Genomic DNA, 24,285 nt, shown 5'->3' with positions numbered 1-24,285 from the left:
ACTAGGAGGAACACATATGTCTAAGGAGTATTCGCGCACATATATTGAGAGCGTAAAGCTTGAAATGTTAAATAGGTTGGGATTAAAGCAGGTGTTCTTCAAGGAGCAAATAGGGGATAGCTTAATTTTTGAAGCTGTGGGATTTGATAAAGGGGCAAAACACCGCTTTTGCGTTAGACCAAAGACGAAAACGATTGATGAATTCATTTCAGGCAAATGGATGAAGGTCCGCAGTTTTATAATCAAAAGTGTGGATATTTAATGTTGAACCCTATAAAGGTAGCCCCGTTAATCGGAGTTACCTTTTTATTTTTTGACCCATAGTCATTGATAATGTGAAGTATCTCCATACAGATCGATGGTTGTATTGTTATCAGTTAGGGTTACTTTACATAATGCTGTAGAGAGAATATCCGGTAACTCCCCAATTTCCTGCAATGATTTATTGAGAAAATAAGCCATAATGACTTTTAAAGTCATCCGATGCGTGACGATGAGCACTTCTAGCCCTGCGTTATCGTTTATGATGCGCTCTATTGTCGGCACTACTCTTTGTTCAAGCTGCTTGTAAGTTTCACCTGAGGTTAGAGGAATATATAGATCGGGTCTGGTGAAAAAATGGGAATATTGTAAAGGAGATTCTAGTTGTATCTGATCCGTATTCATTCCTTCCCAGCTCCCCATGTTAATTTCCATTAAAGAAACTTGCTGATGAATAGGTAAACTCCGCTTTCCCCGTAAAATCTGCGCAGTATGCAATGCTCTTGGACTAGTACTAGAATAAATTGCGCCTAAGTTTTCTACTTCCAAACGATCTCTTAACCATTCCGCCTGCTGTTCGCCCAAGGCTGTAAGCGCAGAATTTTGATGCCCTTGCATTCGTTTTTGTAAATTCCATTCTGTTTGCCCGTGGCGGGTTAAGTAGAATACTGTCTTTGTCATTAACGTGACCTCCCTTATGAATAGTTGTAAGTATAAGATAAATAAATATAAATAAACAATATATAATAGTTAACATCCATAATGTATAGTTATAGTAAAATAGCTGAGGATAAGCGGCGAATACAGATATTATTTTATAAAGTGAGGAAGAGTTGACGATGAACTATCATGTATTAAAATTGTTTTATTACGTTGCGATCACAGGTAGTGTGACCAAAGCCTCTGAACGTTTGCATATCAGTCAACCCGCTATATCAGCGCAAATCCGTAAGTTTGAACGGGAGAATCATATTTTATTATTTGAAATTAAAGGAAAGAGGATGGTGCTCACCCCTTTAGGAAAAAGGTTAATCGAACCTCTTGAGAAGTTTTTTGCCATGGGTGATCAAGTCCAGCAAATCATTGAAGACTATCACAAATTTCCTGAGGGGAATCTGCGGATTGCAGGTAATTATTTGGCGACAAGCATCCTCATTCCCCGGTGGGCGTCATTATTCAAACAATCTTTTCCGGAAGTTAACATTCAGATCACTACTACTAATTCTCATGGTGTCATGGAAAAATTAAATAATTTTGAAGCAGACGTGGCGATTTACAGTGATATGGAGTTTCCTTCGCATAATACAGGAGTGTTCGAACATCGGGAGTTATATAGGGACGAGTATGTATTCGTGGTTTCTTCCCATCACCCTATTGCCAATCAGCAGGCTAGCTTTGAAGAAGTAATGTCTGAAGCATTTATTATGAGGGAAGAGGGCAGTGCAGCCAGAGAGCGGCTTGTCCGGTTGTGTGAAGAAAGAAGTGTACAGCAGCCAACGATTGGGCTTCAATTTAATGGAGTGAATGAAGTTATTCAAGCTGTCATTGCCGGTTATGGAATTAGTTATGTATCCGCTTTGTTGGCGAAACCTTATCTTGATCAGGGAACATTAGCTAAAATAGCAGTAGAAAATGTAGTCTCCAAGCATTCGATATGGATGGGCTACAGAAAGAAGGAACTTCAAGAAAGTTATATGCAGTCGTTTATTACGCTCGTTATGAAACAATTAAGTATAAAATAATATTAGGAAATTAAAGATAATCTTATGGTAAACTATGGATAAAAATTAGGAGGGGTCATAATGGATCAAATTGTATTCAAACAAATTAAGTTTGTGCGTAGTGTTACTGTGCGTGCTGTCGAGGGACTATCTGAGGGAACTTTGAATAGCATTCCAGAAGGGTTTAATAACAATATCCGATGGAATTTGGGACATATTTATTTGGTGCAAGAGAAGTTTGCCTTTCATTCTGCTAGGGAGCTTATGCAATTGCCGGCAAGCTTTGAACGCTTATTTGCGAAAGGGACTAAACCAGCCGAGTGGAATGAGGAACCGCCAACGCTTGAAGTTTTACTTGAGATGCTTACGGAGCAACCCAAACGGATCCAGGAAGCTTTTCACAATCGCTTAAGTGAGCAAGTAACCCCTCTTACAACAGGAAGTGGATTAACCTTAAATTCAATTGGTGAATTCATAAATTTCACACTTTACCATGAAGGTATGCATTTCAATACAATAAAATTATTAAATCGCTTTGCAGATAAATAAATTCAAATAATAAAAGATATCGATATATAGTTGGTATCTTTTGTTAGCTTTATGATCGAAAAAAAGATTTGTAAATGAAAAGGTTATGTGATAATCTAATTTATGTAATACATGTAACCGGTTACACATTGGGGGATGAATGAAAGAATGATGACGATCAAAGATGTCGCAAAAATAGCTGGAGTTTCGGTAGCAACAGTCTCACGGGTTATAAATGAATCTGGATATGTAAATATCGATACTCGCAAAAAGGTTGAGGCAGCGATCAAAGAAATGAATTATACCCCTAATGAGGTTGCAAGATCATTGTACAAGCGGAAATCTAAGTTAATCGGGCTGCTCTTGCCTGATATTACTAACCCGTTCTTCCCGCAGTTAGCGCGGGGGATAGAGGATCGGATGCAGGAGCAAGGTTATCGGATCATCTTTGGCAATAGTGATGAGAACGAGGACAAAGAGATGGATTATATTCAAACCTTTATCCAAAACAATGTCATTGGCATGATATCGTCAACCAATTTCCCTGAGAGTGACGTTTATTCTAACTTGAAGATTCCGGTCGTATTTCTGGACCGTACTTCTAATGATAGCCCTTCCGTATACGCAGATGGCAAAAAGGGCGGACGTCTTGCAGCACAGGAGATTATCGCACGGGGAAGCAAAAAAATTACAGTGATACAAGGACCGGCGCATATCAAACCAGCACAAGATCGATTTCTTGGGGCGATTGAAGTCCTTAATGAAATGGGAATCAGCTATAATGTGATCGAAACTTCATCCTTCTCCCATACAGTAGCAGAACAATGGGCAGTGGAGTTATTTGATAAATATATAGATACGGATGGCGTAATTGCCAGTAATGATATTGTGGCGACGGCAGTCATTCATGAAGCACATCGTTTAGGTAAAAGAGTGCCGCAGGATCTGCAAATCATCGGATTTGATGATATCCCGCTCAGCAGCTTGTTGTCACCTGCTTTATCCACCATTCGCCAGCCGGCACATGATATGGGTAGAGAAGCAGCGGGTTTACTTATTAAGCTAATTGAGCAAGATAAGGTGGAAGAGAAGATTATTCAACTACCCGTTAGCTTTGTGGAGCGGGAAACTACAAGAAGTAAAGAATAGATGACAACATGAGAAAGGTTGATGAATATGGCTAAGATATGTGTAATTGGCAGCTGTTCAATGGATTTAGTAGTGACTTCGAATAAGCGGCCTCACGCGGGTGAGACTGTGCTTGGAGAACAATTCTCCACCGTTCCGGGCGGTAAGGGTGCGAACCAAGCCGTCGCTGCTGCCCGACTAGGAGCAGAAGTTACGATGGTTGGTTGTGTAGGTGATGATTTCTATGGTACCGCTATCATGGATAATCTGAAAAAGAATCGCGTTTTTACCGCCAATGTGGAACCGGTTACACATGTCGAAAGTGGAACAGCTCACATCATTTTAGCGGAAGGCGATAACAGCATTATCGTTGTAAAAGGAGCCAATGATTTAGTTACTCCTGCATTGGTTGAACGGGCACTTGATAATATTAAAGGCTCTGACATGGTATTAATCCAACAAGAAATTCCGGAAGAGACGGTGTCTTATGTAAGTGAGATTTGCTATAAATTCAATGTGCCTATGTTGCTTAACCCAGCACCTGCTCGGCCTATCAGTGAAACGATTATAAACAATGCCACCTATTTAACTCCCAATGAACATGAATGTGCAATATTATTTCCTGAGATGAGTACTGCTGAAGCTTTACGCAAATACCCCAATAAGTTATTTATAACCGAGGGCAGCAATGGTGTGCGTTATTACGATGGTAAACAGGAAGTTTTAGTTCCCACCTATAAAGTGAATGCTATAGATACCACTGGAGCAGGAGATACTTTTAATGCGGCATTTGCTGTTGCTCTAGCCGAAGGCAAGTCTATTCGAACTAGTGTAAAGTTTGCCAATCGCGCCGCTTCTTTATCCGTCACAAAATTTGGTGCCCAAGGTGGCATGCCAACAAGAGTAGAGGTGGAGGTGAGTCTTTAATTATGAAAAAACAAGGAATCTTAAACAGTCATATTTCCAAAGTGCTTACTGACTTAGGCCACACCGATACGATTGTCATTGCTGATATTGGATTACCCGTTCCATCTGGTGTTCCAAAGATTGATTTAGCGCTTAAATTGGGAGTTCCCAGCTTTCAAGAGATTGTCGAAATCATATCAGAGGATATGGTCATAGAGAAAGTTATCGTGGCAGAGGAATTAGCAGCAAAAAATAAAGGCACTTCTGAATACTTGAATGACAAATTTAAGGAAATACCTATAGAGGCGATTTCACATGAACAATTTAAATTGTTAACCCGGCATGCGAAGGTCATCATTCGTACGGGGGAAGCTAAGCCGTATGCAAACTGTATTTTACAAGCCGGGGTCTATTTTTGATAAAAAGGGGGTTCAAAGCATATGCACATTACGATGAAGGATATTTATAAATCTTTTGGGGCTAACCGTGTGTTGACGGGTGTGGATTTTGAGCTGAAGGATGGTGAAGTTCATGCCCTAATGGGAGAGAATGGCGCAGGAAAGTCTACTCTGATGAACATTTTGATTGGACTGCATCAGCGTGATCAAGGAACCATTAGTATAGATGGTCAGGAAACATACTTTAACAATCCTAAAGAGGCTGAACGTTATGGGATCGCTTTTATCCATCAGGAGTTGAATGTGTGGCCGGATATGACAGTTCTAGATAATCTGTTTATTGGTAAGGAACGAACCTCCAAACTAGGGATCTTAAATATGAAAGAAATGAAAGCGTTAGCAAATGAACAGTTTCGTAAGCTCTCCGTAACGATTCCCTTAAATCAAGAGGCGGGGGAATGTTCGGTAGGGGAGAAACAGATGATTGAGATTGCAAAAGCGCTTATGACTCATGCAAAAGTTATCGTCATGGACGAACCGACAGCGGCATTAACCGAACGGGAAATCCAGAAATTGTTCGAAGTCATAACTTCCCTTAAAAAGGAAGGCGTCTCCATCGTGTATATTTCGCACCGGATGGAAGAGATTTTTACGATATGTGACCGAATAACGGTCATGCGAGATGGGAAAACAGTAGACACGAAGCCCATTCCAGAGACTAACTTCGATGATGTAGTTCGGAAGATGGTAGGGCGTGAATTAACCGACCGGTTTCCTGAGCGTACCTCCAAACCCGGAGAGGTTGTTCTTGAAGTTAAAAATGCCACGAAAAAAGGGCAATTTAAAGATGTTAATTTCTCCGTTCGTTCGGGTGAGATCTTAGGTTTCTCAGGATTAATGGGATCTGGACGAACAGAAATGATGAGAACCTTATTCGGATTGGAATCGTTAGACCGTGGTGAGATTATGGTGCGAGGAGAAAAGGTCACGATTCGAAATCCCAATGATGCGATGAAGGCGGGGATAGGATTCGTTACGGAGGACCGTAAAGATGAAGGGTTAGTGCTTGATTTCTCTATTCGAGACAATATGGTGCTTACAAATTTATATAGCTTCGCTCCTAAGGGTGTAATCAATGATAAAAAAGAACAAGAATTTGTAGACATACTTATCAAGCGGCTGCACATCAAGACACAGTCTTCCTCCACTTTAGTCCGGAATTTATCCGGGGGGAATCAACAAAAGGTGGTCATCGCCAAATGGATTGGGATCGGCTTAAGTGTGCTTATCCTCGATGAACCTACCCGTGGAGTGGACGTAGGAGCTAAACGGGAGATCTATCAGCTCATGAACGAATTAACAGAGCGTGGAGTCGCCATTATCATGGTATCGTCAGAGCTTCCTGAAGTCTTAGGAATGAGCGACCGGATCGTAGTGGTTCATGAAGGGGAAATTAGTGGAGAGCTATCACAACAAGAAGCTACGCAAGAAAAAATCATGACGTTAGCTACAGGGGGGCAATAGTAATGACAACTATCAAAGGTGAGAGAGAAAATAAAGGTTTTCAAATCGGGCAAATTACACAGAAGCTAGGTCCATTACTAGGGCTGATTATTCTAATTGTTATCGTTACGGTGTTGAACCCAAGCTTTATGGAGCCCCTTAATATCCTGAACTTGCTTAGACAAGTTGCCATAAATGCGCTTATCGCTTTTGGGATGACCTTTGTTATTCTAACGGGTGGTATCGATTTATCGGTGGGTTCTATTCTAGCCCTATCCAGTGCCTTCACAGCTAACCTGATGTTGTCTGGTTGGGATCCTGTCTTAGCCATTATTGTAGGTTGTTTAGCGGGTGGCGTGATGGGGATGGTTAACGGACTGATGATTACAAAAGGTAAAATGGCGCCATTTATCGCTACGTTGGCGACCATGACGATTTTCCGGGGATTAACACTTGTATACACAGACGGTAATCCGATCACAGGTCTCGGAGACAGCATGACCTTCCAATTGTTTGGCCGTGGATATTTACTGGGAATACCTGTACCTGCTATAACAATGATCATCGTCTTCGCAGTCTTATGGGTTGTATTGCACAAAACTCCATTTGGTCGTAAAACCTATGCCATTGGTGGTAATGAAAAAGCATCTATTATTTCAGGGATTAAAGTCGACCGCATTAAAATAATGATCTATTCATTGACCGGTATGTTGTCCGCATTGGCAGGAGCGATCCTGACTTCCAGATTGAACTCAGCGCAACCCACAGCAGGCACATCTTATGAGTTGGATGCTATCGCAGCTGTAGTATTAGGCGGTACGAGCTTAACTGGTGGTCGTGGACGTATCGTGGGCACATTGATTGGTGCACTGATTATCGGGATTTTGAACAATGGATTGAACTTGCTCGGCGTATCCTCTTTTTACCAAATGGTGGTCAAAGGGATCGTTATTGCCATTGCCGTACTCATAGACCGTAAGAAAGCCGTATAAGGGGGATTCCAACATGAAAAAGTTAACTTTGATTCTTACTTCCTTACTATTAATTCTCATGACAGGTTGTTCCTTGGAGCCTCCAGAGTGGGCTAAGCCTAGCAGTGGTGGAAGCCTGGAGAATATGAAGATTGGATTATCCATATCTACATTGAATAACCCCTTCTTTGTATCCGTTAAAGATGGTGTTTTGGCCGAGGCTAAGAAGCAAGGCTTGGAAGTCCTTGTCATTGATGCCCAAAATGATTCTGCTAAACAAAGTAATGACGTCGAAGATTTGATGCAAAAAGGTGTGAATGCGTTATTGATCAATCCAGTGGATTCATCAGCGATCTCGACGGTAGTGCAAACAGCTAACAGTTTAAATATTCCCGTCGTTACGTTGGACCGTTCCGCAGATCAAGGGGATATCAAAGCTCTTGTTGCCTCTGATAATGTAAAGGGTGGCTCTATGGCAGCAGAATATATTGTAGAGCAGCTTGGGAAAGGTGCAAAGGTCATCGAGTTAGAAGGATCCCCAGGAGCGTCAGCGACTCGGGAACGCGGTAAGGGATTCCATGAGATTGCGGACAGCCAGCTAGAGGTCATTGCTAAGCAAACAGCTGATTTCGACCGCACGAAAGGCCTGACCGTTATGGAGAACCTTCTACAAGGAAATCCTGGCGTACAAGCAGTTTTCGCTCATAATGATGAAATGGCGCTAGGTGCTATTGAAGCGATTCAAAGTTCAGGCAAGAATATCCCTGTGATTGGTTTTGATGGAAATGAAGATGCACTTAAATCCATCGAAGCTGGTAAATTAACAGGAACCGTTGCGCAGCAGCCTGAATTAATTGGCCAACTAGCCATTCAAGCCGCTAAGGATGTATTAGAAGGCAAAACCGTAGAGAAGCTGATTGCGGCACCGCTTAAACTAGTTGTTAAAGAGTCAAAATAATAATCATTATAGAAAAAGACTGCGCTCACCGATTTGGTGAGCACAGTCTTTTTTGCTATACATTGCAGCTTATTCTTCAATAACTCTATCCGGTAGCTGTGTAACATAGCTGTCTGACAAATGGAGCAGCTGTAAGGCACGCTCGAATTCGTCTTCTGTGGATTGCAGAGGTTGGTTGCCGTTACCAGATAAAGTATAATGCTGGCCATCCTCGAAGCCACTGCCGGATAAGAAGAGCTCTTCGTTATTTACGAAAGATCCTGTAGGCAAGTAATACCGTTGTGGTAGTAAGTTATAAGTTGATTGATTCAAGAGATCTTGTCCGAAATGAATATGATCTGCAAGAGAGACACCCAATAAATTAGATACGGTAGGTAAAATATCCACTTGCCCGCCTAGTTGTTCTTTTACACTAGGAGTTGTAATCCCTGTCGCTGACATGATCAACGGAATATTAATCAATTCACGTTCCGAATATTCATGGCCGAGAATCTCTTCCAGTAGGAGATGATCATCCTCTTTTAGAGAGAAGATAGGCAGTCCACGATGATCCCCGTACAATACGATCAAGCTGTTATCCCACACACCGTTTTGTTTGAGATCATCGATAAAAAGTCCCAGCGCATAATCAGCATAATTCTGAGCCCGAATATAATCGCCAACAAGCGTTCCTTCGAATCGCTCTGGAAGTGTCATTTTGTATTTATCCTCTGGGATGGAGAACGGATTATGAGATGACATCGAAATTACATGGGAGTAGAAAGGTTGCTCATTCTGATCCATTCTTGCCAGCTCTGCAGCTGTTTTTTCATACAAAACTTCATCAGAAGCGCCATAGAATACAGTGTCTTCTTCCCCGAAGTAAGTTTTATCATAATAACGATTGAATCCCAAAGCACTATAAAGCTCACCACGGTTCCAAAAGTCGACTTCGTTCGTATGGAATGTTGCCGTATCGTAACCTTGTGCTTGCAGCAGCTTGGGTAAGCTTGGAAGCTCTTTAGGAGCGTACATTTGGGTAGCTGGACCATCAGGGGGTACATAAAAAGAAGTGTTCACAATAAACTCTGCATCTGAAGTGTTGCCTTGTCCAACCTGCTGGTAGAAACGCGGGAAGTAGAAGCTGCTGGCGGCAAGCTTGTTCATATTTGGTGTGATTTCTTGTCCATCAATCTTTAGATTGATTAAGAAGTTCTGGAAAGACTCCATTTGCAGAATGATTAGATTTTTTCCTTTGGCGGCTCCAAATAAAACCGGATTAGAGCTAGCTTGAATTCCTTTAGTTTTATCAATAGTGGATTGCGTAATCTCAGAAACGTCAATTTGTTCTTCCTCTTGATCAGCTAGCAGAGAGTAGGCTTCATAATTAAGAATGCCCATTTGTTCCGCTTTAATCGTTTCGTTCATACTGGCACGGTTTGGAAAAATATTCATTGCACAAATGATGATGGAAATACAGAACAGGACTGCCACCGCTTTACGGTTACTTTTGCGCGACATGGCTTTTTTCCAATCCAGCGCTTTCTGTTTTCTAAACATCACCAAGCTGATGACAATGATATCCACAAAGATAAGCATATATTGAGGACGAAGGACCGAAAATATACTTTTCTTTACGGCTCCCACTTGTTTGACCTGATCTAATACTTGCGAAGTAGCAATGATGCCAAAATGATTATGATATACAATTAATGAGAAAAATAGAGTAGTAATCAATACATTGACAAGCATGTAAATTGCAATTTTTCGTTTCGTAGCGAACCATTCAATCAAGCAAAAGACTAGAAGTACAAAAGGGATTTCTTTAAGCCAAGTGGTCCAAGTAGGGCCATCTTCAAATAGAAAATACCAGGCAAAATAGCTTTTTACAAGCATAATGAGAGAGAAGAATAGCAGGGATCTTTTACTAAGTGTACGAGGTTCTTTAAACGGCATTGCTTATGCCCATCCTTTTCTTTTTAGATTAGTTCATTCTATTACATTGAAGCGTTTAAAATCAACTAGATTTGGGTATGTCTGAGTGAAAATTTCCTGAATATTACAGTTTAGGTGGATTGAATAGTTCACGATATATAAAAAAAATTTATGAAGATGAACTTTTTACAGTGCTCCTGACTCATATAGGGGAGAGAGGTGAAGGCATGGATGTTGTTCGATTGGTGAAAAAAGCTAAAAAGGGAAATAAAGAAGTTTTGCTGCAATTAATCATGTATGAAAAGGATGTTTTTTATAGGCTTGCGTACAGCTATATGGGAAATGCGCATGATGCTATGGATGCCATGGAGGAAATGATAGTTACGTTATACGAGAAGATTGACCAACTTAAGAAAGAGGAGTCTTTTTACAGCTGGAGTAAGACGATTTTGGTAAACGGCTGTAAAAGGCAACTTCATAAGCGAAGCAAGCTGGTGTTATTAGAGGACTGGAGCATCACTGACGAGAAGGAAAAAGCCGATGTTACATCAGGCGATCCTTATCATAAAAGTGAACAGCAAATGGATATGCAGGCGTTATTGTTACATGTGAACGAGCAGCAAAGAGAAGCAATTCAATTGAAGTATTTTCATGATCTCGATTATCAAACGATAGCTGAGATCACACAGGTCTCGATCGGAACTGTTAAATCAAGGATCTACAATGGATTACAAACGCTGAAAAATCATTACAGAGGTGATGTTTATGAACAATAACGTCGAACAACGATTAGTGGATGAGAAGAGGAATTTAGAATCCATAACTGCACCTGAGGGTTTAGAAATGAGATTAAGAAATGCTTTAGACTCGGCACCTCCAAAAAGAATAAAAAGAAAAAGCTCGCCCCTCTGGAAGATTGCAGCCGTCATTATATTAGTGATAATAGTTTCTGGAAACAGCTATAATGCCTTCGCTTATTATGGAAAAAAGTTATTTGGTTTTGATGAGGTGTTAGAGGGAACTTTACAACAACTCAATGAACAAGGAATGGGACAAAGCATAGACAAAAAGACGACGTTAGCAGATGGAACAGAACTTACGATTAACGGAATTATGGCAGATGCCAATCAATTTATTGTGTATTACACGTTAAACAATCCTAAGGGACTAGAGGAGACGGGAGATCATTTTAGTCCTTCAAAAATAGAAGGGTTTCTCACGAATTCCAACATAAGAAGCGGCGTATCTTTAATCAACGACGAACATACAGAAATAAAAGGCACGATGACATTTGATAGCGTAAGCCCATTCTCGAAAAAACTAACACTTCATTACTGGGGACCTCCACAGAAAGGGCAGATGAGTGAAGGGAGCATAACGTTTTCTTATAATCCAAATCAAGCGATGGTGACTCAGATCAAACAGTCGATTAATAAAAAGGTCAAAGCCGACAAAGGATCAATTACCTTCAAGTCGATCACGGCCACACCCACCATGACTGTGATTAAAGGGAGTATGAATGTCGAGAATTTCGATCGAATAAGATTAGGGTTAGAAGGCATTCAATTAATTGCCAATGGAAAGCCTGTAGAAATATTAGGTAGTAGCAATAAAACCTCGCTGGGTGGGAGATCATTTGATATTCGTTATGACACCTTGCCAAAAGAATTACATTCATTGCAGCTGGTTGTTAAAGAGTTTGTTGGATATCAGAAGCTGGAAGAGAAGTATCCTCTAAATGCTGATAGTAATGAGCCGATTCTACTAGGGGATAAAGAATTATGGATTAAAGATGTGACCAAGACCGCTCAAGGGATTGAAATAACTATTGCTACAGATGAGGATGTAATGCTGGATGGTGTGTCTATAGAAAATGCTGACGAAAACACGGCTTTAAAAACAACAATTAATCAAAAAGAGTCAGAACAAACGAACGGTAAACTCATGAAGGAACGCACCTTATTATTTGATACACAAACGAAACCTGAAAGTATTCTGATAGAAGGAATACATTATATGAAGGAATATAACAAGGTCATTGAGATTCCTGTGGATTAAAAAGAAGTGCCATATCCATAATTTATGAAATATAGTAAGCTATAATAGTCTGAGAAAGTGAGGGGGTTATGGAAAATATAGGTGCTTATAAGGTGAGTCGTCCGTCGTTAATGTCGCTTCTGTTTTCTATGATTTTTTCAAGTGGCATACTATTGTTAAATACCAGAAATAATATGGAGTATAATGTATTACTTTATTTTGGTTATATATGGTCGGCTTTCTGTCTGATTGTTGTAATCATATTGCTCTATAGGATCATTACGATTAGAAAGTTCATTGAGGTTCGAATTCATCCGGACGCTATAATAGTAGAAAACAAAGAAATTCAAGCGAATCAAATTGATAATATTTATGTAAAGGGCTATTTCATACCCGTAATAGGCATTAAACCTGTAGATCACAAATTTCCTCCCTATAAATTATGTTTTAGTTTTCTTGACGAAGAATACAAGGGAATGAAAGAACTAACCGCATGGGCCGAAAGTAATCAGATTAAACTATCTAAAAAAAGATTTATGAGATGGCTTTAACCGGGCTCTTACCAGTCCACCATACCGCGCTTTATGCGCACAGCGGAAAGGATGGGTGTCCTAAAAGCCGAAAATGGCTGCTGGGGCACCTCATTTTTTTTGCTCCATCATCGTCCCCCAAACGTTGCTCGTTTTCTCCATCCGCGAATCCTGAAACTTCGTTTGCTTCCTCCATCATCAAGAACCCTCTACTTTTGTCACCTCCGCTATCCCCCAAAAAAAACTACACTTTCTTCGATCACATTTGCACACCCGTAAGCATCTATCGGACTCAGATGACCCTTAGACGCGTCATATCCCACTTTTGGAATTCTAACGGACCGCATAGTCGCTATTGGCCTGAAAAACACCCCGAAAGCAGCCTTTTCAGGGGAATAACTTCACTGGAGTCCGAAACCTTGCTCCAAAGCCGAAATATTCGCAAATAACGTCATCTGGGTCCGAAAGTAACCATCTTCCATCATCGAATTCCCAAACCACAATTTCTTCGATCACTTTGCGCACCCGGAAGCATCTAACGGACTCAGATGACCCTTAGACGCGTCATATCTCACTTTTTGAATCATAACGGACCGCATAGCCGTTATTGGCCTGAAAAACACCCCGAAAGATGACGTTTTGAAGGAATAACTGCACTGGAGTCCGAAACCTTGCTCCAAAGCCGAAATCTTCGCAAATAACGTCATCTGGGTCCGAAAAGTAACCGTCATCCATCATCAAACTCCCAAGCCACACTTTCTTCGATCACGTTTGCGCGCCCGGAAGCATCTAACGGACTCAGATGACCCTTAGACGCGTCATATCTCACTTTTGGAATCCTAACGGACCGCATAGCCGTTATTAGCCTGAAAAACACCCCGAAAGCAGCCTTTTCGGGGGAATAACTGCACTGGGGTCCGAAACCTTGCTCCAAAGCCGAAATCTTCGCAAATAACGTCATCTGGGTCCGAAAGTAACCGCCATCCATCATCGAATCCCCAAAACCTCGTTCGCTTCTACTTTTGGAGTTCTGACTGCCGTATAGAGACTGATTACGCCAATACGCTAATAGGTAGAATGAATGATAAATCCTTAGTTTTTTGTTGCAAATACAACAATTATGTTATACTATTTTCCTGTCACATCTGCATAACACCATATAATTAGAGCTCGAAATAAGAGTTTATTTGTAAATTGATATTTTAAAAGGAGAAAACGATATGGCTATCAATATAAAAAAGTGCACATTCGAAGATCTAGGTTCACTTCAAGGAATTAGTGTTGAAACATTTAATGAGACATTTAGTAATCAAAATTCATCTGAAAATATGAAGGCCTACCTGGATAGTGCATTTAACTTAAAACAATTAGAAAAAGAATTGTCGGATAGCTCATCAGAATTCTATTTTATTTATTTTAATGAAGAAATCGCTGGGTATTTAAAGGTAAACACCGAGGATGCTCAATCTGAAGTAATGGGTAATGATTCACTTGAAGTCGAGAGGATCTATATTAGAAAAAAATTTCATAAACAGGGGCTTGGGAAATATCTAATAAATAAAGCTATAGAAATAGCGGTACAATGTAATAAAGAGAAGATTTGGTTAGGGGTTTGGGAAAAAAATAAAAACGCTATTAGCTTTTATGAAAAAATGAAGTTTGTTCATACAGGAACTCATTCTTTTTATATGGGTGAAGAAGAACAAATAGATTTTATTATGACAAAACAACTATAACATTTGTCTAAAATGATGTTAACTGAGAGGAACGATAGGAGGCTTAGAATGAAGCAACTTTATATAAAACAAAAGGTATTCAGTCTAAGTGGTAAATTCACGGTAAAGAATCAGCAGGAGCAAGATGTCTATTACGTAGAGGGCAGTTTTATGCAAATTCCCAAGACATTCTCCATCATGAATACAACAAGAGATGAAGTCGCACTTATTACGAAAAAAGTGTTCAGTTTTTTACCAAAGTTTTTTGTAGAAGTAGATGGTCGAGAGGTATTGACGATTAAGAAGGAGTTTTCTTTCTTTAAAGCACGTTATACGATTGATGCGGCTGACATTGAGGTACATGGTAACTGGTGGGACATGGATTTTCAGGTTTTACAGCATGGTGTAGTCATCGGTAAAGTGAACAAGGAATGGTTCACTTGGGGGGATAGCTATAAGGTTCAAATATTGAAGGATGAGATGGAGACGCTCATGATTGCGTTCGTTGTCGCTATTGATTGTGTGAAGGCTGACCAGGCATCTACATCACATCAGTGAAGATTCAATATTAAAGTTGAAAACTTAGTAAGGTGATGTGGACGGAATAAATTCAGCAGGTAAAGCTGAGAGTAATTGGTCAGTTTATCTATGATGCGCTGAACGTACCATAAGTAGAGGCAAGTTAGGTTTCCGATAGTGCCTATGTTAGATCTTATTGTTGATTTTCATTTTTTGAAAAAACGTCTATTGCGCCCAAACGCTCTCTCCGCGAATGCATATGATGATTATGCCTACTCATTGAAAGGAGCGATCACATATGGGATTTTTTCCAACACCGGGTGCCGGCGGAGGATTTCCAGGATTCCCAGGCGGACCAGGCGGACCTGGCGTGCCAGGAGGACCTGGAGGACCAGGGGGACCAGGGTTTCCGGGTGGAACCCCCGGACAATTTCCGGGGGGTGCACCGGGAGGCGTTCAAGCGCCGACGGCTCCTCCACCGCAATTCGTGCCGCAAATGTCGTCTACCACATTTGCCATTGATCCCGGCGGGATCAGACGCTGCCTGTTCCGCAACACATACATTTGGCTGAACAACGGCGAGCAATTCTGGTTCTTTCCGGTATTCGTCGGACGTAATTCTATTGCAGGGTTCAGATGGAATGGTTTTTTCTGGTCGTACTTCGGCATTGATTTGAATCGGATTAGCTCGTTCACGTGCTTCTAAGGCAGACAACATAGAGAACAGCCAGCAGGCTGTTCTCTATGTTGTGCAAATTATCGTGTCCCGGGAGTTGTGAATTTCGCAAAAGATACATAGTGAAGAATCGTTTCCCCTGACGCTAACGTTAATGCTGGATCAAAAAAGGGACTACTCTGCGAAGGATAGCCTTAAAGCTTGCCGTTACAGACAGCGCGTTGAGCCATCTCATTAATCACGGTAATGCGGAGGGATGGGCACGTTGGTGATCCATTGTGTTATGAATTCAATTAGTTTTTTTGCCGCTGGAGAGGCATTTTTAATGGAGGCGGCTGCAATACCAATAGAACGATAATACTCGCTTTCCAATGGGCGATAACATACATTGTCGGGGAGATGTGACAAAATCATTTCTGGGAGAATACTTAACCCTAAACCATTTTGTACCATGGCGATTATGGCATGATCATCTTCTAATTCATATTTGATCGTGGGTGTGAGTTTATTTTGCGAGAAAATTCGCTTTACATCGGTGTCACAACCCGCAATGGGCATGATAAAAGGTTCATCAATCAATTGCTCAAGGCGGATGGTTGATTGGCGTTCGAGAGGGTGATTCTGCCACATAATGCAGACCATCCTATCTTTTTGAAGAGGGACCACATGAAAAGCATCTCGAGTAGGCAGATTAACAAATCCCAAGTCAGCGGTTCCATCGGCAATCCATTCTTCTATTTCAGAGTAGTTACCATCAAGTAGTTTTATTTCAATATGTGGAAACTGATTTTGAAATTGTTTAATGATTTGGGGCATCCATTGGATCGATACACTAGAGAAAGTACCTATTTTCACAGTTCCGATTTCGACACCCTTTAATGCAGCTACTTCTTGATTGAGTTTTTCATTAAGTTGCAGGATTTCTCTGATATGTGGGATTAAACGTTCGCCATCGTTGGTTAACCGGATACCCGATCTGTTTCTTATGAGAAGACACAGTCCGAATTCAGCTTCTAAGCTAGAAAGCGCATGACTGATGGCTGATTGTGTCAAATTTAATATCTCTCCTGTTTTGGTAATGCTGCCGATCTCAACTACCTTACTGAAAATTTGATATTTTAAAAGATTCATAATGATTTCTCTCCTCAATAATGTATGAAAAAAATTCATTAAACTAACAATTAATATTCATTATTTTTATCTTAATTATAATAGTATAATCTGTTTTATATAAAAACATCTACGATTAAAGGGGAGTTTGAGCGGAATGGTTCATGAATCAAACGGATCTTATTATGCAGTCATATTTTCAAGTCAACGTACGGAGGGGGATAACGGGTATAACCTTATGGCTGAAAAAATGGAGCAGCTTGCGTCCGGGCAACCTGGGTTTTTAGGAGTGGAGAGTGTCAGGGATTCTTCAGGAGCGGGTATTACGATTTCTTATTGGGAGAGCTTGGAGGCGATTAGTAACTGGAAACAACATCAATCTCACAAAGTTGCTCAGGAGAAAGGTAAGAAAGAATGGTACCAAAATTACAAAGTGAAAATTTGTAAAGTTGAAAGAGAGTATTCTTGAGTGGTAACATATTACTGCAAAGTCATTGGGAATCAATCCATTGAAGCGTACAACAACAATCATTTTATTTCAAAAGGATGCGAAGAAACTTATCCGAGAAAATAGAAGAGTCCGTTACTAATTAGATAAAATATAGATATGGGATGGTTTTTAGATGAACTATCAAATTAAAAGGGCGACCCTTGAAGAAAAAGAAATCCTCAACAACCTAATGCAATTTTATATGTATGATTTCTCCGAGTATATGGATTTGCACCTTGAAGAAAACGGAAAATTTAATGATTATCCCCTCAACGATTACTGGACAGAAGAGTCGAATTTCCCATATCTTTTAACTCTGAATGGGAAAAATGCTGGATTCGTTTTAGTCAAATTAAAAAATAGAGATGATGATTTATACTTTTCCATTGCAGAGTTTTTTATTATAAAAAAGTATCGAAGAGTAGGATTAGGTAGACTAGTTGCAAAAGATATTTTTAATATACATAAGGGGCAATGGGAAGTTTACCAAATAGATAATAACGAGCCCGCACAACGCTTTTGGAAAAAGGTGATAGAGGAATACACTGGCGGAAAATTCACTGAACGAATTGAAGCAGGGAGAAAGACACAGGTGTTTGTTAATCGAGTTGAATCTTAAGCTAGGGTACAATATATCAATAAAAAGCGGCAGTCGTGGACTTTATTTTCTAGTCCAGGGTTGCCGTTGTTTTTTTAGGATCTCCAGAAGGGATGTTATAGGCCAGTTGTCCGGGTATTTTTGAGTAGTACAAAATCACTTCTAATGTTAAAATTACCCAAAAAGTATTTTAGGAGGCTAAGACGGGAATTATGCTAAATATACAGCAGATTGTAGAACTTATTCCTCATCGGTATCCGTTTATTTTAGTGGACAGAATTATAGAGTTGGAGGAGAACAAAAGAGCAGTAGGTATTAAAAATGTATCCATTAATGAACCGTTTTTTAGCGGCCATTTTCCTGAGCATCCTGTTATGCCGGGTGTTTTAATTGTGGAGGCATTAGCCCAGGTAGGCGGAATCACAATGTGCAAAAACGAGAAGCTGATGGGCAAGATAGGGTTATTAGTTGGCATAGATAATGCCCGTTTTAAGCGCCAAGTAACGCCTGGGGATCAGCTTCTTCTCGAATTCGAAGTCAATCGGATGAAAGGTGAAATTGTAAAAGGCAAAGGCACCGCAACAGTAAATAGTGAGCTTGTATGTGAAGCTGAGATTTCTTTTGCATTTGTGCAAAAAGGAGGTTCAAAATGAAAAGGATGCCGTTTGTACGACCAACCGAACATTACGATCTGCAAATTAAGGATATTGACGAGCAAATATGTGCATTGATCAAGCAACGAAAGGAAATCTCGAATAATAATCCAGGATTCCCACCGTTTGAATCTATCTCTAAATGGGCAGAAAATTATGAGCTCTATGAGGATTTTTTGAAAGCGGTATTTGGGACGTTGCTAAGTGAAGATCATTTTAAACCGATGGTTGAGCCAATTGATTTTAGAAAACATATTGGAGTTCTTAAATCAATTGAGAAAGATGAATTTTTTTATACACTGACCTCTATACGCCAATATAGTAATGCTAGTGTGGTCACCCTTAATATAGATTGGGACATGACAACTGAGCTTCCAACAAATTCTCATAACCATAGCTTTTTCGAGCTGTTTATAGGCGAAGAATATGATAGTCGAATGATGAATGGCGGAAGTTCAACCGGACAAGCTTCTTATAATTACGTAATTTCTCCACCGCTTTCTGACGATCCTTCAGGTGTTATATTAGAGTTCAGGGAACATGGTAAACCCTTCAAGAACAATGAGACAGGAAATCAAATTGTTTTTAGGCTGTAGTACTTATTTCTTCTCCGGAAAATATTGCTTATAGCTGTCTCCATTGCTATTATCAAAAGTGGAGATCCGAGCGAAGTTAGTTTGACTCCGCTTTATATCACAGTTAACGGATTTTTAGTGAAATAAAAACCGGCCATCCTGAGGGGATGGCTGTTTTCTGTGTAAGACAACTTAATGATTCATTTCCGAATGCGTTCCTTCCTCAGGAGATTTGCCTTCTGGTGGGATCCAAACGGGACGAATCGCAAAGGATAAAAGCAAAAGTAATGTTAATATAGAGGCTACGATTAAACCGAGTTTTCTAATCCTCGTAGGTGAAACTAATACTATAACAAAAATGACAAGGACAAACCCAACCGACGTTACAATTTCGATTACGGTTATGGGATGTAAAGGTGGCAGCTCTAGATTTATGAGCCCTTAAAAACTACGAAGGTACAGTTTACAATTTAGATATTCAGGAATACGAAAATTGATGACCCCAAACAGACTTCAGATGTCTGTATTTTTTTGCTAATTGTGGTTCTATAGTATGATTTTTTGGGATTATTTGAAAAATGGTTGAGAAATACATAGTGTATAGTCAATACTGTGACTTATAATGTTAGCTTAGGTAATGATCTAAAACTCTTAATATAACCTTGAATATATTCATTTACGCAGCAAAAGGCTGAAAGGAAGTCATCTCTTGTTTGAAACCCTACTTTTAAATTTTTTGTTTTTGCTTTTTCCAGTATTAACATTTCTAATATTCTTTGAGAATCGGGCCTATTCCTACAATAGATTGATTCTCGTTTTTATGTCTGCAGTGACCATGAGTCTCTGTATTGCAAAACCTATCAGACTTGAAATTGGCTATATTTTTGATTTAAGGTACATTCCGTTTATTATTGTGGCACTGTTTGGAGGATATAGGAACGTTCTTCCTCTATATATTATTTTGAATGCTTACAGATTCTATGTGGGTGGAGGTGGAGTATTTTATTCGTTTCTATTTGCGACAGCGATTCTGATTTTGGTGCCGTTATATAAAAATAGATTTTTAAAATTACCATCGAAGGGCCGTGTGATTGCGGCAAGTCTGATTGCTTTGCTAATTATGGGGGTTTATCTGTTAATTTTAGGTTTTGTTCAGGATTCCTTAGACAGGCAATTTTGGATTCTTTCATTAAATGCGTTGACAACTCATGTTGGGGTGATGAGTGTCATTATGATTTTGATTGAGAAGATTATCTCCAATATTAAAAATCGGGAACGGATTGTCCAATCGGAAAGATTAAATGTCGTCAGCGAGCTAGCGGCAAGTGTATCCCATGAGATCAGAAATCCACTTACAGTGACTAGTGGTTTTTTGCAGCTATTAAATAAATCTAAAACGATGACGCCAGAGGAAAAGGGCTTTGTAGAGTTATCTCTACAAGAGCTACAGCGAGCAGAAAAAATTGTAAGTGATTATCTCTCCTTTGCCAAGCCACAATCTGAAAACATGGTTTACTCCAATATGAAGGCAGAATCAGAATATACTAAAAATATCATAATGCCTTATGCCACTATGCACAAAGTAGATGTCCAATTTAGTTTTAATAATTCGTTAAATAAAAACTATGACCGGAACCAGATTCAGCAGTGTCTAATTAATTTATATAAAAACGGTATAGAAGCGATGAAGGAAACCGATGGCGGTACGCTATTTATCGATATATTTGAAAAAAAACAAAATATTATGATCAGTATCAAAGATAACGGAGTCGGCATGACTAAAGATGAAATATCGCGACTCGGTAAGCCGTATTATTCGACTAAAGCAGAAGGAACGGGGCTGGGTATGCTTATGGTCTACAGTACCGTCGATAAAGTGAAAGGAACTATTGAAGTCGATAGTGAAAAAGGCAAAGGGACAACGTTCCTTATAACTATCCCAACATAGGCAAGTTGCAGAGAGTATCTTTTGCTGTTTATACCCCACTAGGAGTGTGTAATACCTCTCATGAATGGATTTCGTGTAAAAAGGGTAACGAGCCTGTGCGAGTCCCATCTGGAGGTGCAGCAATGGAGATATTTGTATCTATAGGCGTCAAATTGGTCATCAGCTTTTTTGGTTTGTGGATCATTACCTTTATTACCGGCCGCAAGACGCTTAGTCAATTGACACCACTCGATTTTCTGTCTTCATTGATTTTAAGTGAAATTGTCGGCAATACGATATATGATGATGAGGTGAAGATCTGGCATCTGCTGTTTGCTCTTTTTATTTGGACCGCATTATCTTATCTGTTCGAAAAGGTGACCACCCATTTTGTGAAATTCGGGAACATGGCGGAAGGCCGGACAGTGCTGCTAATTGACGATGGCAAAGTGAATCAGGATTTGTTGGAGAAATACGATATTGAGTATACCCAACTGCTGTTCATGCTGAGGCAACAAAATATCTTTTCCCTAAGTGAAGTGCGGTATGCTCTGCTTGAAACGAACGGCTCTCTATCGGTTATGCGCAAGTCTGAAGCTGAGCAGTCTTCTGCTTTTTCCATAACAGTTATTGATAAAGGCAGGGTACTGGAAGAGTCCATGCGGGGCAGATCGATGAACAAGGAGCAGATTCAGGAACGCGTCAGAGAGCAGGGTTATAATTGCATTGAGGATATTGCCTATGCTGAATATAAAGAAGACGGAACGCTCTATATCCTTCCCAAAAACAAACCATAAATCAACATGATAAGACGCTGGAGCCGAGTGGCTCAAGTGTCTTTATTTGAAATCAGGAGTGCCTAGTGAATAATAAATTTTAATGGAGGTAAGGATGATTAGTTTAGGATTATGGATCTTAACCGCTCTAATTGTGCTAGTTGTTGTAATGTTTCACGCAGGAGCATTATTAGATTTTATCCGGCCTAGTGTCCTACAAACTCAAATTTTTGGTCTTCACATTACATTGTTTGGAGTAGTTGTGATATTGGCCTATGAGGGTGGTCGCGGGATAGGCGTTTTTGTTGGATTAATTGGACTGTTTACGGGGATCTTGGGCTCTTTTAGAGATTCCTCTAAACCGGAGGATAAAAAGAATATCTGACAGCTTATATATTTACTAACTTTCGGAGGGGTATAACTTTATGGAGATTTCTTTATGTAAAGCAGACGCGAGCGACGCAGAGTTTATTCATGAAATGCAAGTCAAAGCCTTTATGCCATTGCTGGAGAAATATAAAGATTATGAAACCAGCCCAGCCAATGAATCTGTGGAACAAATCAGGGATCGAATTAATCAGTCTTTTGCAGATTATTATATGATTAAGTATTTTGATATTGCTGTGGGCGGTGTCCGTATCGTTAAAAAGGATAATAAAACTTATCGGGTCAGCATCATCTTTATCTTGCCAGAACATCATGGGAAGGGGATTGCCCAGCAGGTTTTTGCAATCATTGAACAGAGATATAAAGATGCAAAGAAATGGGAGCTGGATAGTATTATACAGGAGCAAAGAAATTGCTATTTATATGAAAAGTTAGGGTATAGAAGCACGGGGGAAACCAAAAAAATAAATGACAACTTAACATTAGTTTTTTATGAAAAACATATGAGTTAAAGCCTTAGGGTTATACTTAAAAAAAAGACAGCGGGCAGTTCATGTCCACTGTCTTTTTCACATACAAATCAATACACTCGAATACGCTTCACAAATAACGATATAATCAATCCAATACCTGCAATTGCTGCGATAAATAAGTAAGCATGTGTAATTCCAGCGGTTAATATTTCAGGCTGTGCAGCGGTTGGATGTGTGTTTGCGAATCGTGTTTGTCCGCTAGACATTAGCGTAACAGCGAACGTTGTACCAAGAGCACCTGCAATTTGCTGAAGTGTACTCATAACAGCAGCCCCATCCGGATAGTATTTCACGGGTAATTGATTTAACCCATTGGTTTGAGCGGGCATAATGACCATAGCTAATCCGATAAACATTGCGCAGTGTATTAAAATAAAGGTTAGGCTACTGGTTTCAGTAGAGTTTCTTGTAAATAGAAAACCAGCAATGGTTGCGATAAAAAATCCAAGCGGCAGCAATAATTTCGGACCGTATTTATCGAATACTCTACCCGTAACTGGAGCCATAGCCCCGTTAATAACACTGCCTGGAAGAAGTAGAGTACCAGCCATTGTGGCCGATAACAATAAACCTCCTTTTAAATATAAAGGTAATAAAATTGCAGAAGATAAAATGATCATCATTCCTAAAAAGAGCATTATAAGACCTATCGTAAACATGGGATATTTAAATACCCGTAAATTCAGCATTGGGGTTTCCAATTTAAATTGCCGTAATACAAACAAGATTAAGCTGATGAAACCAACAATAAGAGGCAGCAAAACAATGATTTCACTCAAAGAATGATCAGCAAAGTTACTAAAACCAAAGACGATTCCACCAAATCCAAAAGTAGAAAGCAAGATGGATAAAATATCTATTTTAGGTTTTGTGATGTTGGCTACATTTTTAATGAATGTTAATCCGAAACCTAATGTAAATAACAATAAAGGTAAGCTTATCCAAAAGATATACTCCCACCCAAAATGATCTACAATTAAACCAGATAGAGTAGGCCCAAGTGCCGGTGCACACATAATAACGAGCCCCATCATTCCCATGACAGTTCCGCGTTTATGTGCAGGAAAAATAATAAGAATAATATTGGTCATTAATGGAAGCAATAAGCCTGTCCCTAAGGCTTGCACTAATCTTGCAATTAATAATGAGGTGAAATTAGGCGAGAGGGCAGCAATTAATGTACCGACGATAGATAATAGCAAGGAAGCTGTGAATAATTGTCTAGTGGTAAACCATTGCATTAATAGGGCGGATATTGGAACGAGGATACCTAATACAAGTAAATATCCTGTGGTTAGCCACTGAACCGTTGAGGCGTTGATTGAAAATTCATCCATTAAATTTGTAAAAGCCATGTTTAAGGCGGTTTCACTAAATAGCCCGACGAATGCACCTAACATAAGCGAGAAGGCCATGAGGGCTGGACGTTTAACTTGAACAGTTGATGATGATTCCATAATAATGATGAACC

General features: G+C 39.8%; 27 protein-coding genes. 23 read left to right on the top strand and 4 right to left on the bottom strand.

Annotation, left to right across the window (positions count from 1 at the left end):
• Positions 1-16 precede the first annotated feature (16 nt).
• Complete coding sequence (locus MHI51_RS20135) at positions 17-262, top strand: hypothetical protein (RefSeq protein WP_036688955.1); 246 nt, start codon at positions 17-19, stop codon at positions 260-262.
• Between the two features lie 62 nt (positions 263-324).
• On the opposite strand, the gene MHI51_RS20130 is transcribed toward MHI51_RS20135, so the two are convergent.
• Entirely contained in the window at positions 325-942 is a 618-nt protein-coding gene (locus MHI51_RS20130) for a histidine phosphatase family protein (protein ID WP_076276100.1), read from the bottom strand.
• Positions 943-1,100: 158 nt separating this feature from the next.
• Between MHI51_RS20130 and MHI51_RS20125 the strand changes: the two genes are divergently transcribed.
• The 8 genes from MHI51_RS20125 to rbsB all read left to right on the top strand — a co-directional run bounded on the left by MHI51_RS20125 (position 1,101) and on the right by rbsB (position 8,374).
• A complete protein-coding gene (locus MHI51_RS20125; protein WP_312148331.1) occupies positions 1,101-2,003 on the top strand; it encodes a LysR family transcriptional regulator in 903 nt (300 codons plus the stop codon).
• Positions 2,004-2,063: 60 nt separating this feature from the next.
• Positions 2,064-2,531 (top strand): DinB family protein, encoded by a 468-nt coding sequence (locus MHI51_RS20120; RefSeq protein WP_076127369.1) that lies wholly within the window; start codon positions 2,064-2,066, stop codon positions 2,529-2,531.
• A 147-nt stretch (positions 2,532-2,678) separates the two neighbouring features.
• Positions 2,679-3,659: a LacI family DNA-binding transcriptional regulator gene (locus MHI51_RS20115; protein WP_076127368.1), complete on the top strand. Its 981-nt coding sequence runs from the start codon at positions 2,679-2,681 to the stop codon at positions 3,657-3,659.
• 27 nt (positions 3,660-3,686) lie between these two features.
• Positions 3,687-4,565, top strand: coding sequence for a ribokinase (gene rbsK, locus MHI51_RS20110; protein ID WP_076127398.1), 879 nt, complete (start codon positions 3,687-3,689; stop codon positions 4,563-4,565).
• Between the two features lie 2 nt (positions 4,566-4,567).
• The gene (gene rbsD, locus MHI51_RS20105; protein ID WP_076183047.1) at positions 4,568-4,963 is read left to right on the top strand and encodes a D-ribose pyranase; all 396 of its coding nucleotides are present in this window, start codon (positions 4,568-4,570) and stop codon (positions 4,961-4,963) included.
• A gap of 21 nt (positions 4,964-4,984) precedes the next feature.
• Positions 4,985-6,466: a sugar ABC transporter ATP-binding protein gene (locus MHI51_RS20100; protein WP_076190602.1), complete on the top strand. Its 1,482-nt coding sequence runs from the start codon at positions 4,985-4,987 to the stop codon at positions 6,464-6,466.
• Positions 6,467-6,468: 2 nt separating this feature from the next.
• The gene (locus MHI51_RS20095; RefSeq protein ID WP_076127362.1) at positions 6,469-7,437 is read left to right on the top strand and encodes an ABC transporter permease subunit; all 969 of its coding nucleotides are present in this window, start codon (positions 6,469-6,471) and stop codon (positions 7,435-7,437) included.
• Positions 7,438-7,450: 13 nt separating this feature from the next.
• A complete protein-coding gene (gene rbsB, locus MHI51_RS20090) occupies positions 7,451-8,374 on the top strand; it encodes a ribose ABC transporter substrate-binding protein RbsB (RefSeq protein WP_339187698.1) in 924 nt (307 codons plus the stop codon).
• Between the two features lie 69 nt (positions 8,375-8,443).
• Here the strand turns inward: rbsB and MHI51_RS20085 are convergent, their stop codons facing one another.
• Positions 8,444-10,309 (bottom strand): LTA synthase family protein, encoded by a 1,866-nt coding sequence (locus MHI51_RS20085; protein ID WP_342409957.1) that lies wholly within the window; start codon positions 10,307-10,309, stop codon positions 8,444-8,446.
• A gap of 206 nt (positions 10,310-10,515) precedes the next feature.
• Here MHI51_RS20085 and MHI51_RS20080 point away from each other — a divergent pair, with 206 nt between their 5' ends.
• From MHI51_RS20080 to MHI51_RS20055, 6 genes are all read left to right on the top strand, one after another.
• Positions 10,516-11,064, top strand: coding sequence for a sigma-70 family RNA polymerase sigma factor (locus MHI51_RS20080; protein ID WP_342409956.1), 549 nt, complete (start codon positions 10,516-10,518; stop codon positions 11,062-11,064).
• The gene (locus MHI51_RS20075; protein ID WP_342409955.1) at positions 11,054-12,346 is read left to right on the top strand and encodes a DUF4179 domain-containing protein; all 1,293 of its coding nucleotides are present in this window, start codon (positions 11,054-11,056) and stop codon (positions 12,344-12,346) included. The genes MHI51_RS20080 and MHI51_RS20075 overlap by 11 nt, the downstream gene beginning before the upstream one ends.
• A gap of 68 nt (positions 12,347-12,414) precedes the next feature.
• Positions 12,415-12,876: a hypothetical protein gene (locus tag MHI51_RS20070; RefSeq protein WP_341003167.1), complete on the top strand. Its 462-nt coding sequence runs from the start codon at positions 12,415-12,417 to the stop codon at positions 12,874-12,876.
• Between the two features lie 1,199 nt (positions 12,877-14,075).
• Complete coding sequence (locus MHI51_RS20065; RefSeq protein WP_341003165.1) at positions 14,076-14,591, top strand: GNAT family N-acetyltransferase; 516 nt, start codon at positions 14,076-14,078, stop codon at positions 14,589-14,591.
• Positions 14,592-14,639: 48 nt separating this feature from the next.
• Complete coding sequence (locus MHI51_RS20060) at positions 14,640-15,128, top strand: LURP-one-related/scramblase family protein (protein WP_076183031.1); 489 nt, start codon at positions 14,640-14,642, stop codon at positions 15,126-15,128.
• Positions 15,129-15,387: 259 nt separating this feature from the next.
• Positions 15,388-15,795 (top strand): transporter, encoded by a 408-nt coding sequence (locus MHI51_RS20055; RefSeq protein ID WP_076201483.1) that lies wholly within the window; start codon positions 15,388-15,390, stop codon positions 15,793-15,795.
• A gap of 204 nt (positions 15,796-15,999) precedes the next feature.
• Here MHI51_RS20055 and MHI51_RS20050 read toward each other — a convergent pair whose 3' ends face one another.
• The gene (locus MHI51_RS20050) at positions 16,000-16,896 is read right to left on the bottom strand and encodes a LysR family transcriptional regulator (protein WP_405173215.1); all 897 of its coding nucleotides are present in this window, start codon (positions 16,894-16,896) and stop codon (positions 16,000-16,002) included.
• 136 nt (positions 16,897-17,032) lie between these two features.
• Between MHI51_RS20050 and MHI51_RS20045 the strand changes: the two genes are divergently transcribed.
• From MHI51_RS20045 to MHI51_RS20010, 8 genes are all read left to right on the top strand, one after another.
• Complete coding sequence (locus MHI51_RS20045) at positions 17,033-17,344, top strand: antibiotic biosynthesis monooxygenase (RefSeq protein ID WP_076190617.1); 312 nt, start codon at positions 17,033-17,035, stop codon at positions 17,342-17,344.
• A 154-nt stretch (positions 17,345-17,498) separates the two neighbouring features.
• Entirely contained in the window at positions 17,499-17,984 is a 486-nt protein-coding gene (locus MHI51_RS20040) for a GNAT family N-acetyltransferase (protein ID WP_341003161.1), read from the top strand.
• 191 nt (positions 17,985-18,175) lie between these two features.
• Complete coding sequence (gene fabZ / locus MHI51_RS20035) at positions 18,176-18,616, top strand: 3-hydroxyacyl-ACP dehydratase FabZ (RefSeq protein ID WP_076127337.1); 441 nt, start codon at positions 18,176-18,178, stop codon at positions 18,614-18,616.
• On the top strand, positions 18,613-19,212 hold the full coding sequence (locus MHI51_RS20030) for a hypothetical protein (RefSeq protein ID WP_405173214.1): 600 nt from the start codon (positions 18,613-18,615) through the stop codon (positions 19,210-19,212). The genes fabZ and MHI51_RS20030 overlap by 4 nt, the downstream gene beginning before the upstream one ends.
• Before the next feature lie 688 nt (positions 19,213-19,900).
• A complete protein-coding gene (locus tag MHI51_RS20025) occupies positions 19,901-21,139 on the top strand; it encodes an ATP-binding protein (RefSeq protein ID WP_076127331.1) in 1,239 nt (412 codons plus the stop codon).
• A 122-nt stretch (positions 21,140-21,261) separates the two neighbouring features.
• Positions 21,262-21,915, top strand: coding sequence for a DUF421 domain-containing protein (locus MHI51_RS20020; protein WP_076304880.1), 654 nt, complete (start codon positions 21,262-21,264; stop codon positions 21,913-21,915).
• A gap of 94 nt (positions 21,916-22,009) precedes the next feature.
• Positions 22,010-22,279, top strand: coding sequence for a hypothetical protein (locus MHI51_RS20015; RefSeq protein WP_248548548.1), 270 nt, complete (start codon positions 22,010-22,012; stop codon positions 22,277-22,279).
• 40 nt (positions 22,280-22,319) lie between these two features.
• Positions 22,320-22,793 (top strand): GNAT family N-acetyltransferase, encoded by a 474-nt coding sequence (locus MHI51_RS20010; RefSeq protein WP_076301726.1) that lies wholly within the window; start codon positions 22,320-22,322, stop codon positions 22,791-22,793.
• Between the two features lie 68 nt (positions 22,794-22,861).
• On the opposite strand, the gene MHI51_RS20005 is transcribed toward MHI51_RS20010, so the two are convergent.
• On the bottom strand, positions 22,862-24,280 hold the full coding sequence (locus MHI51_RS20005) for an MDR family MFS transporter (protein WP_370510795.1): 1,419 nt from the start codon (positions 24,278-24,280) through the stop codon (positions 22,862-22,864).
• Positions 24,281-24,285 lie beyond the last annotated feature (5 nt).

It is taken from the genome of Paenibacillus sp. FSL H8-0260 (assembly GCF_045040625.1).
Classification (GTDB): domain Bacteria; phylum Bacillota; class Bacilli; order Paenibacillales; family Paenibacillaceae; genus Paenibacillus_AQ; species Paenibacillus_AQ odorifer.
Note: the sequence above shows the minus strand (reverse complement) of the source record. Positions and strands in the feature narration are given on the sequence as shown.

What these genes read in the sequence shown, in the direction of transcription:
- MHI51_RS20055 (WP_076201483.1), top strand. Translation starts at nt 15,388, where the DNA reads ATGGGATTTTTTCCAACACCGGGTGCCGGCGGAGGATTTCCAGGATTC.
- rbsK (WP_076127398.1), top strand. Translation starts at nt 3,687, where the DNA reads ATGGCTAAGATATGTGTAATTGGCAGCTGTTCAATGGATTTAGTAGTG.
- MHI51_RS20135 (WP_036688955.1), top strand. Translation starts at nt 17, where the DNA reads ATGTCTAAGGAGTATTCGCGCACATATATTGAGAGCGTAAAGCTTGAA.
- MHI51_RS20080 (WP_342409956.1), top strand. Translation starts at nt 10,516, where the DNA reads ATGGATGTTGTTCGATTGGTGAAAAAAGCTAAAAAGGGAAATAAAGAA.
- MHI51_RS20030 (WP_405173214.1), top strand. Translation starts at nt 18,613, where the DNA reads ATGAAAAGGATGCCGTTTGTACGACCAACCGAACATTACGATCTGCAA.
- rbsD (WP_076183047.1), top strand. Translation starts at nt 4,568, where the DNA reads ATGAAAAAACAAGGAATCTTAAACAGTCATATTTCCAAAGTGCTTACT.
- MHI51_RS20045 (WP_076190617.1), top strand. Translation starts at nt 17,033, where the DNA reads ATGGTTCATGAATCAAACGGATCTTATTATGCAGTCATATTTTCAAGT.
- fabZ (WP_076127337.1), top strand. Translation starts at nt 18,176, where the DNA reads ATGCTAAATATACAGCAGATTGTAGAACTTATTCCTCATCGGTATCCG.
- MHI51_RS20065 (WP_341003165.1), top strand. Translation starts at nt 14,076, where the DNA reads ATGGCTATCAATATAAAAAAGTGCACATTCGAAGATCTAGGTTCACTT.
- MHI51_RS20040 (WP_341003161.1), top strand. Translation starts at nt 17,499, where the DNA reads ATGAACTATCAAATTAAAAGGGCGACCCTTGAAGAAAAAGAAATCCTC.
- MHI51_RS20100 (WP_076190602.1), top strand. Translation starts at nt 4,985, where the DNA reads ATGCACATTACGATGAAGGATATTTATAAATCTTTTGGGGCTAACCGT.
- MHI51_RS20085 (WP_342409957.1), bottom strand. Translation starts at nt 10,309, where the DNA reads ATGCCGTTTAAAGAACCTCGTACACTTAGTAAAAGATCCCTGCTATTC.
- MHI51_RS20130 (WP_076276100.1), bottom strand. Translation starts at nt 942, where the DNA reads ATGACAAAGACAGTATTCTACTTAACCCGCCACGGGCAAACAGAATGG.
- MHI51_RS20120 (WP_076127369.1), top strand. Translation starts at nt 2,064, where the DNA reads ATGGATCAAATTGTATTCAAACAAATTAAGTTTGTGCGTAGTGTTACT.
- MHI51_RS20050 (WP_405173215.1), bottom strand. Translation starts at nt 16,896, where the DNA reads ATGAATCTTTTAAAATATCAAATTTTCAGTAAGGTAGTTGAGATCGGC.
- MHI51_RS20020 (WP_076304880.1), top strand. Translation starts at nt 21,262, where the DNA reads ATGGAGATATTTGTATCTATAGGCGTCAAATTGGTCATCAGCTTTTTT.
- MHI51_RS20060 (WP_076183031.1), top strand. Translation starts at nt 14,640, where the DNA reads ATGAAGCAACTTTATATAAAACAAAAGGTATTCAGTCTAAGTGGTAAA.
- rbsB (WP_339187698.1), top strand. Translation starts at nt 7,451, where the DNA reads ATGAAAAAGTTAACTTTGATTCTTACTTCCTTACTATTAATTCTCATG.
- MHI51_RS20075 (WP_342409955.1), top strand. Translation starts at nt 11,054, where the DNA reads ATGAACAATAACGTCGAACAACGATTAGTGGATGAGAAGAGGAATTTA.
- MHI51_RS20115 (WP_076127368.1), top strand. Translation starts at nt 2,679, where the DNA reads ATGATGACGATCAAAGATGTCGCAAAAATAGCTGGAGTTTCGGTAGCA.
- MHI51_RS20070 (WP_341003167.1), top strand. Translation starts at nt 12,415, where the DNA reads ATGGAAAATATAGGTGCTTATAAGGTGAGTCGTCCGTCGTTAATGTCG.
- MHI51_RS20010 (WP_076301726.1), top strand. Translation starts at nt 22,320, where the DNA reads ATGGAGATTTCTTTATGTAAAGCAGACGCGAGCGACGCAGAGTTTATT.
- MHI51_RS20095 (WP_076127362.1), top strand. Translation starts at nt 6,469, where the DNA reads ATGACAACTATCAAAGGTGAGAGAGAAAATAAAGGTTTTCAAATCGGG.
- MHI51_RS20015 (WP_248548548.1), top strand. Translation starts at nt 22,010, where the DNA reads ATGATTAGTTTAGGATTATGGATCTTAACCGCTCTAATTGTGCTAGTT.
- MHI51_RS20125 (WP_312148331.1), top strand. Translation starts at nt 1,101, where the DNA reads ATGAACTATCATGTATTAAAATTGTTTTATTACGTTGCGATCACAGGT.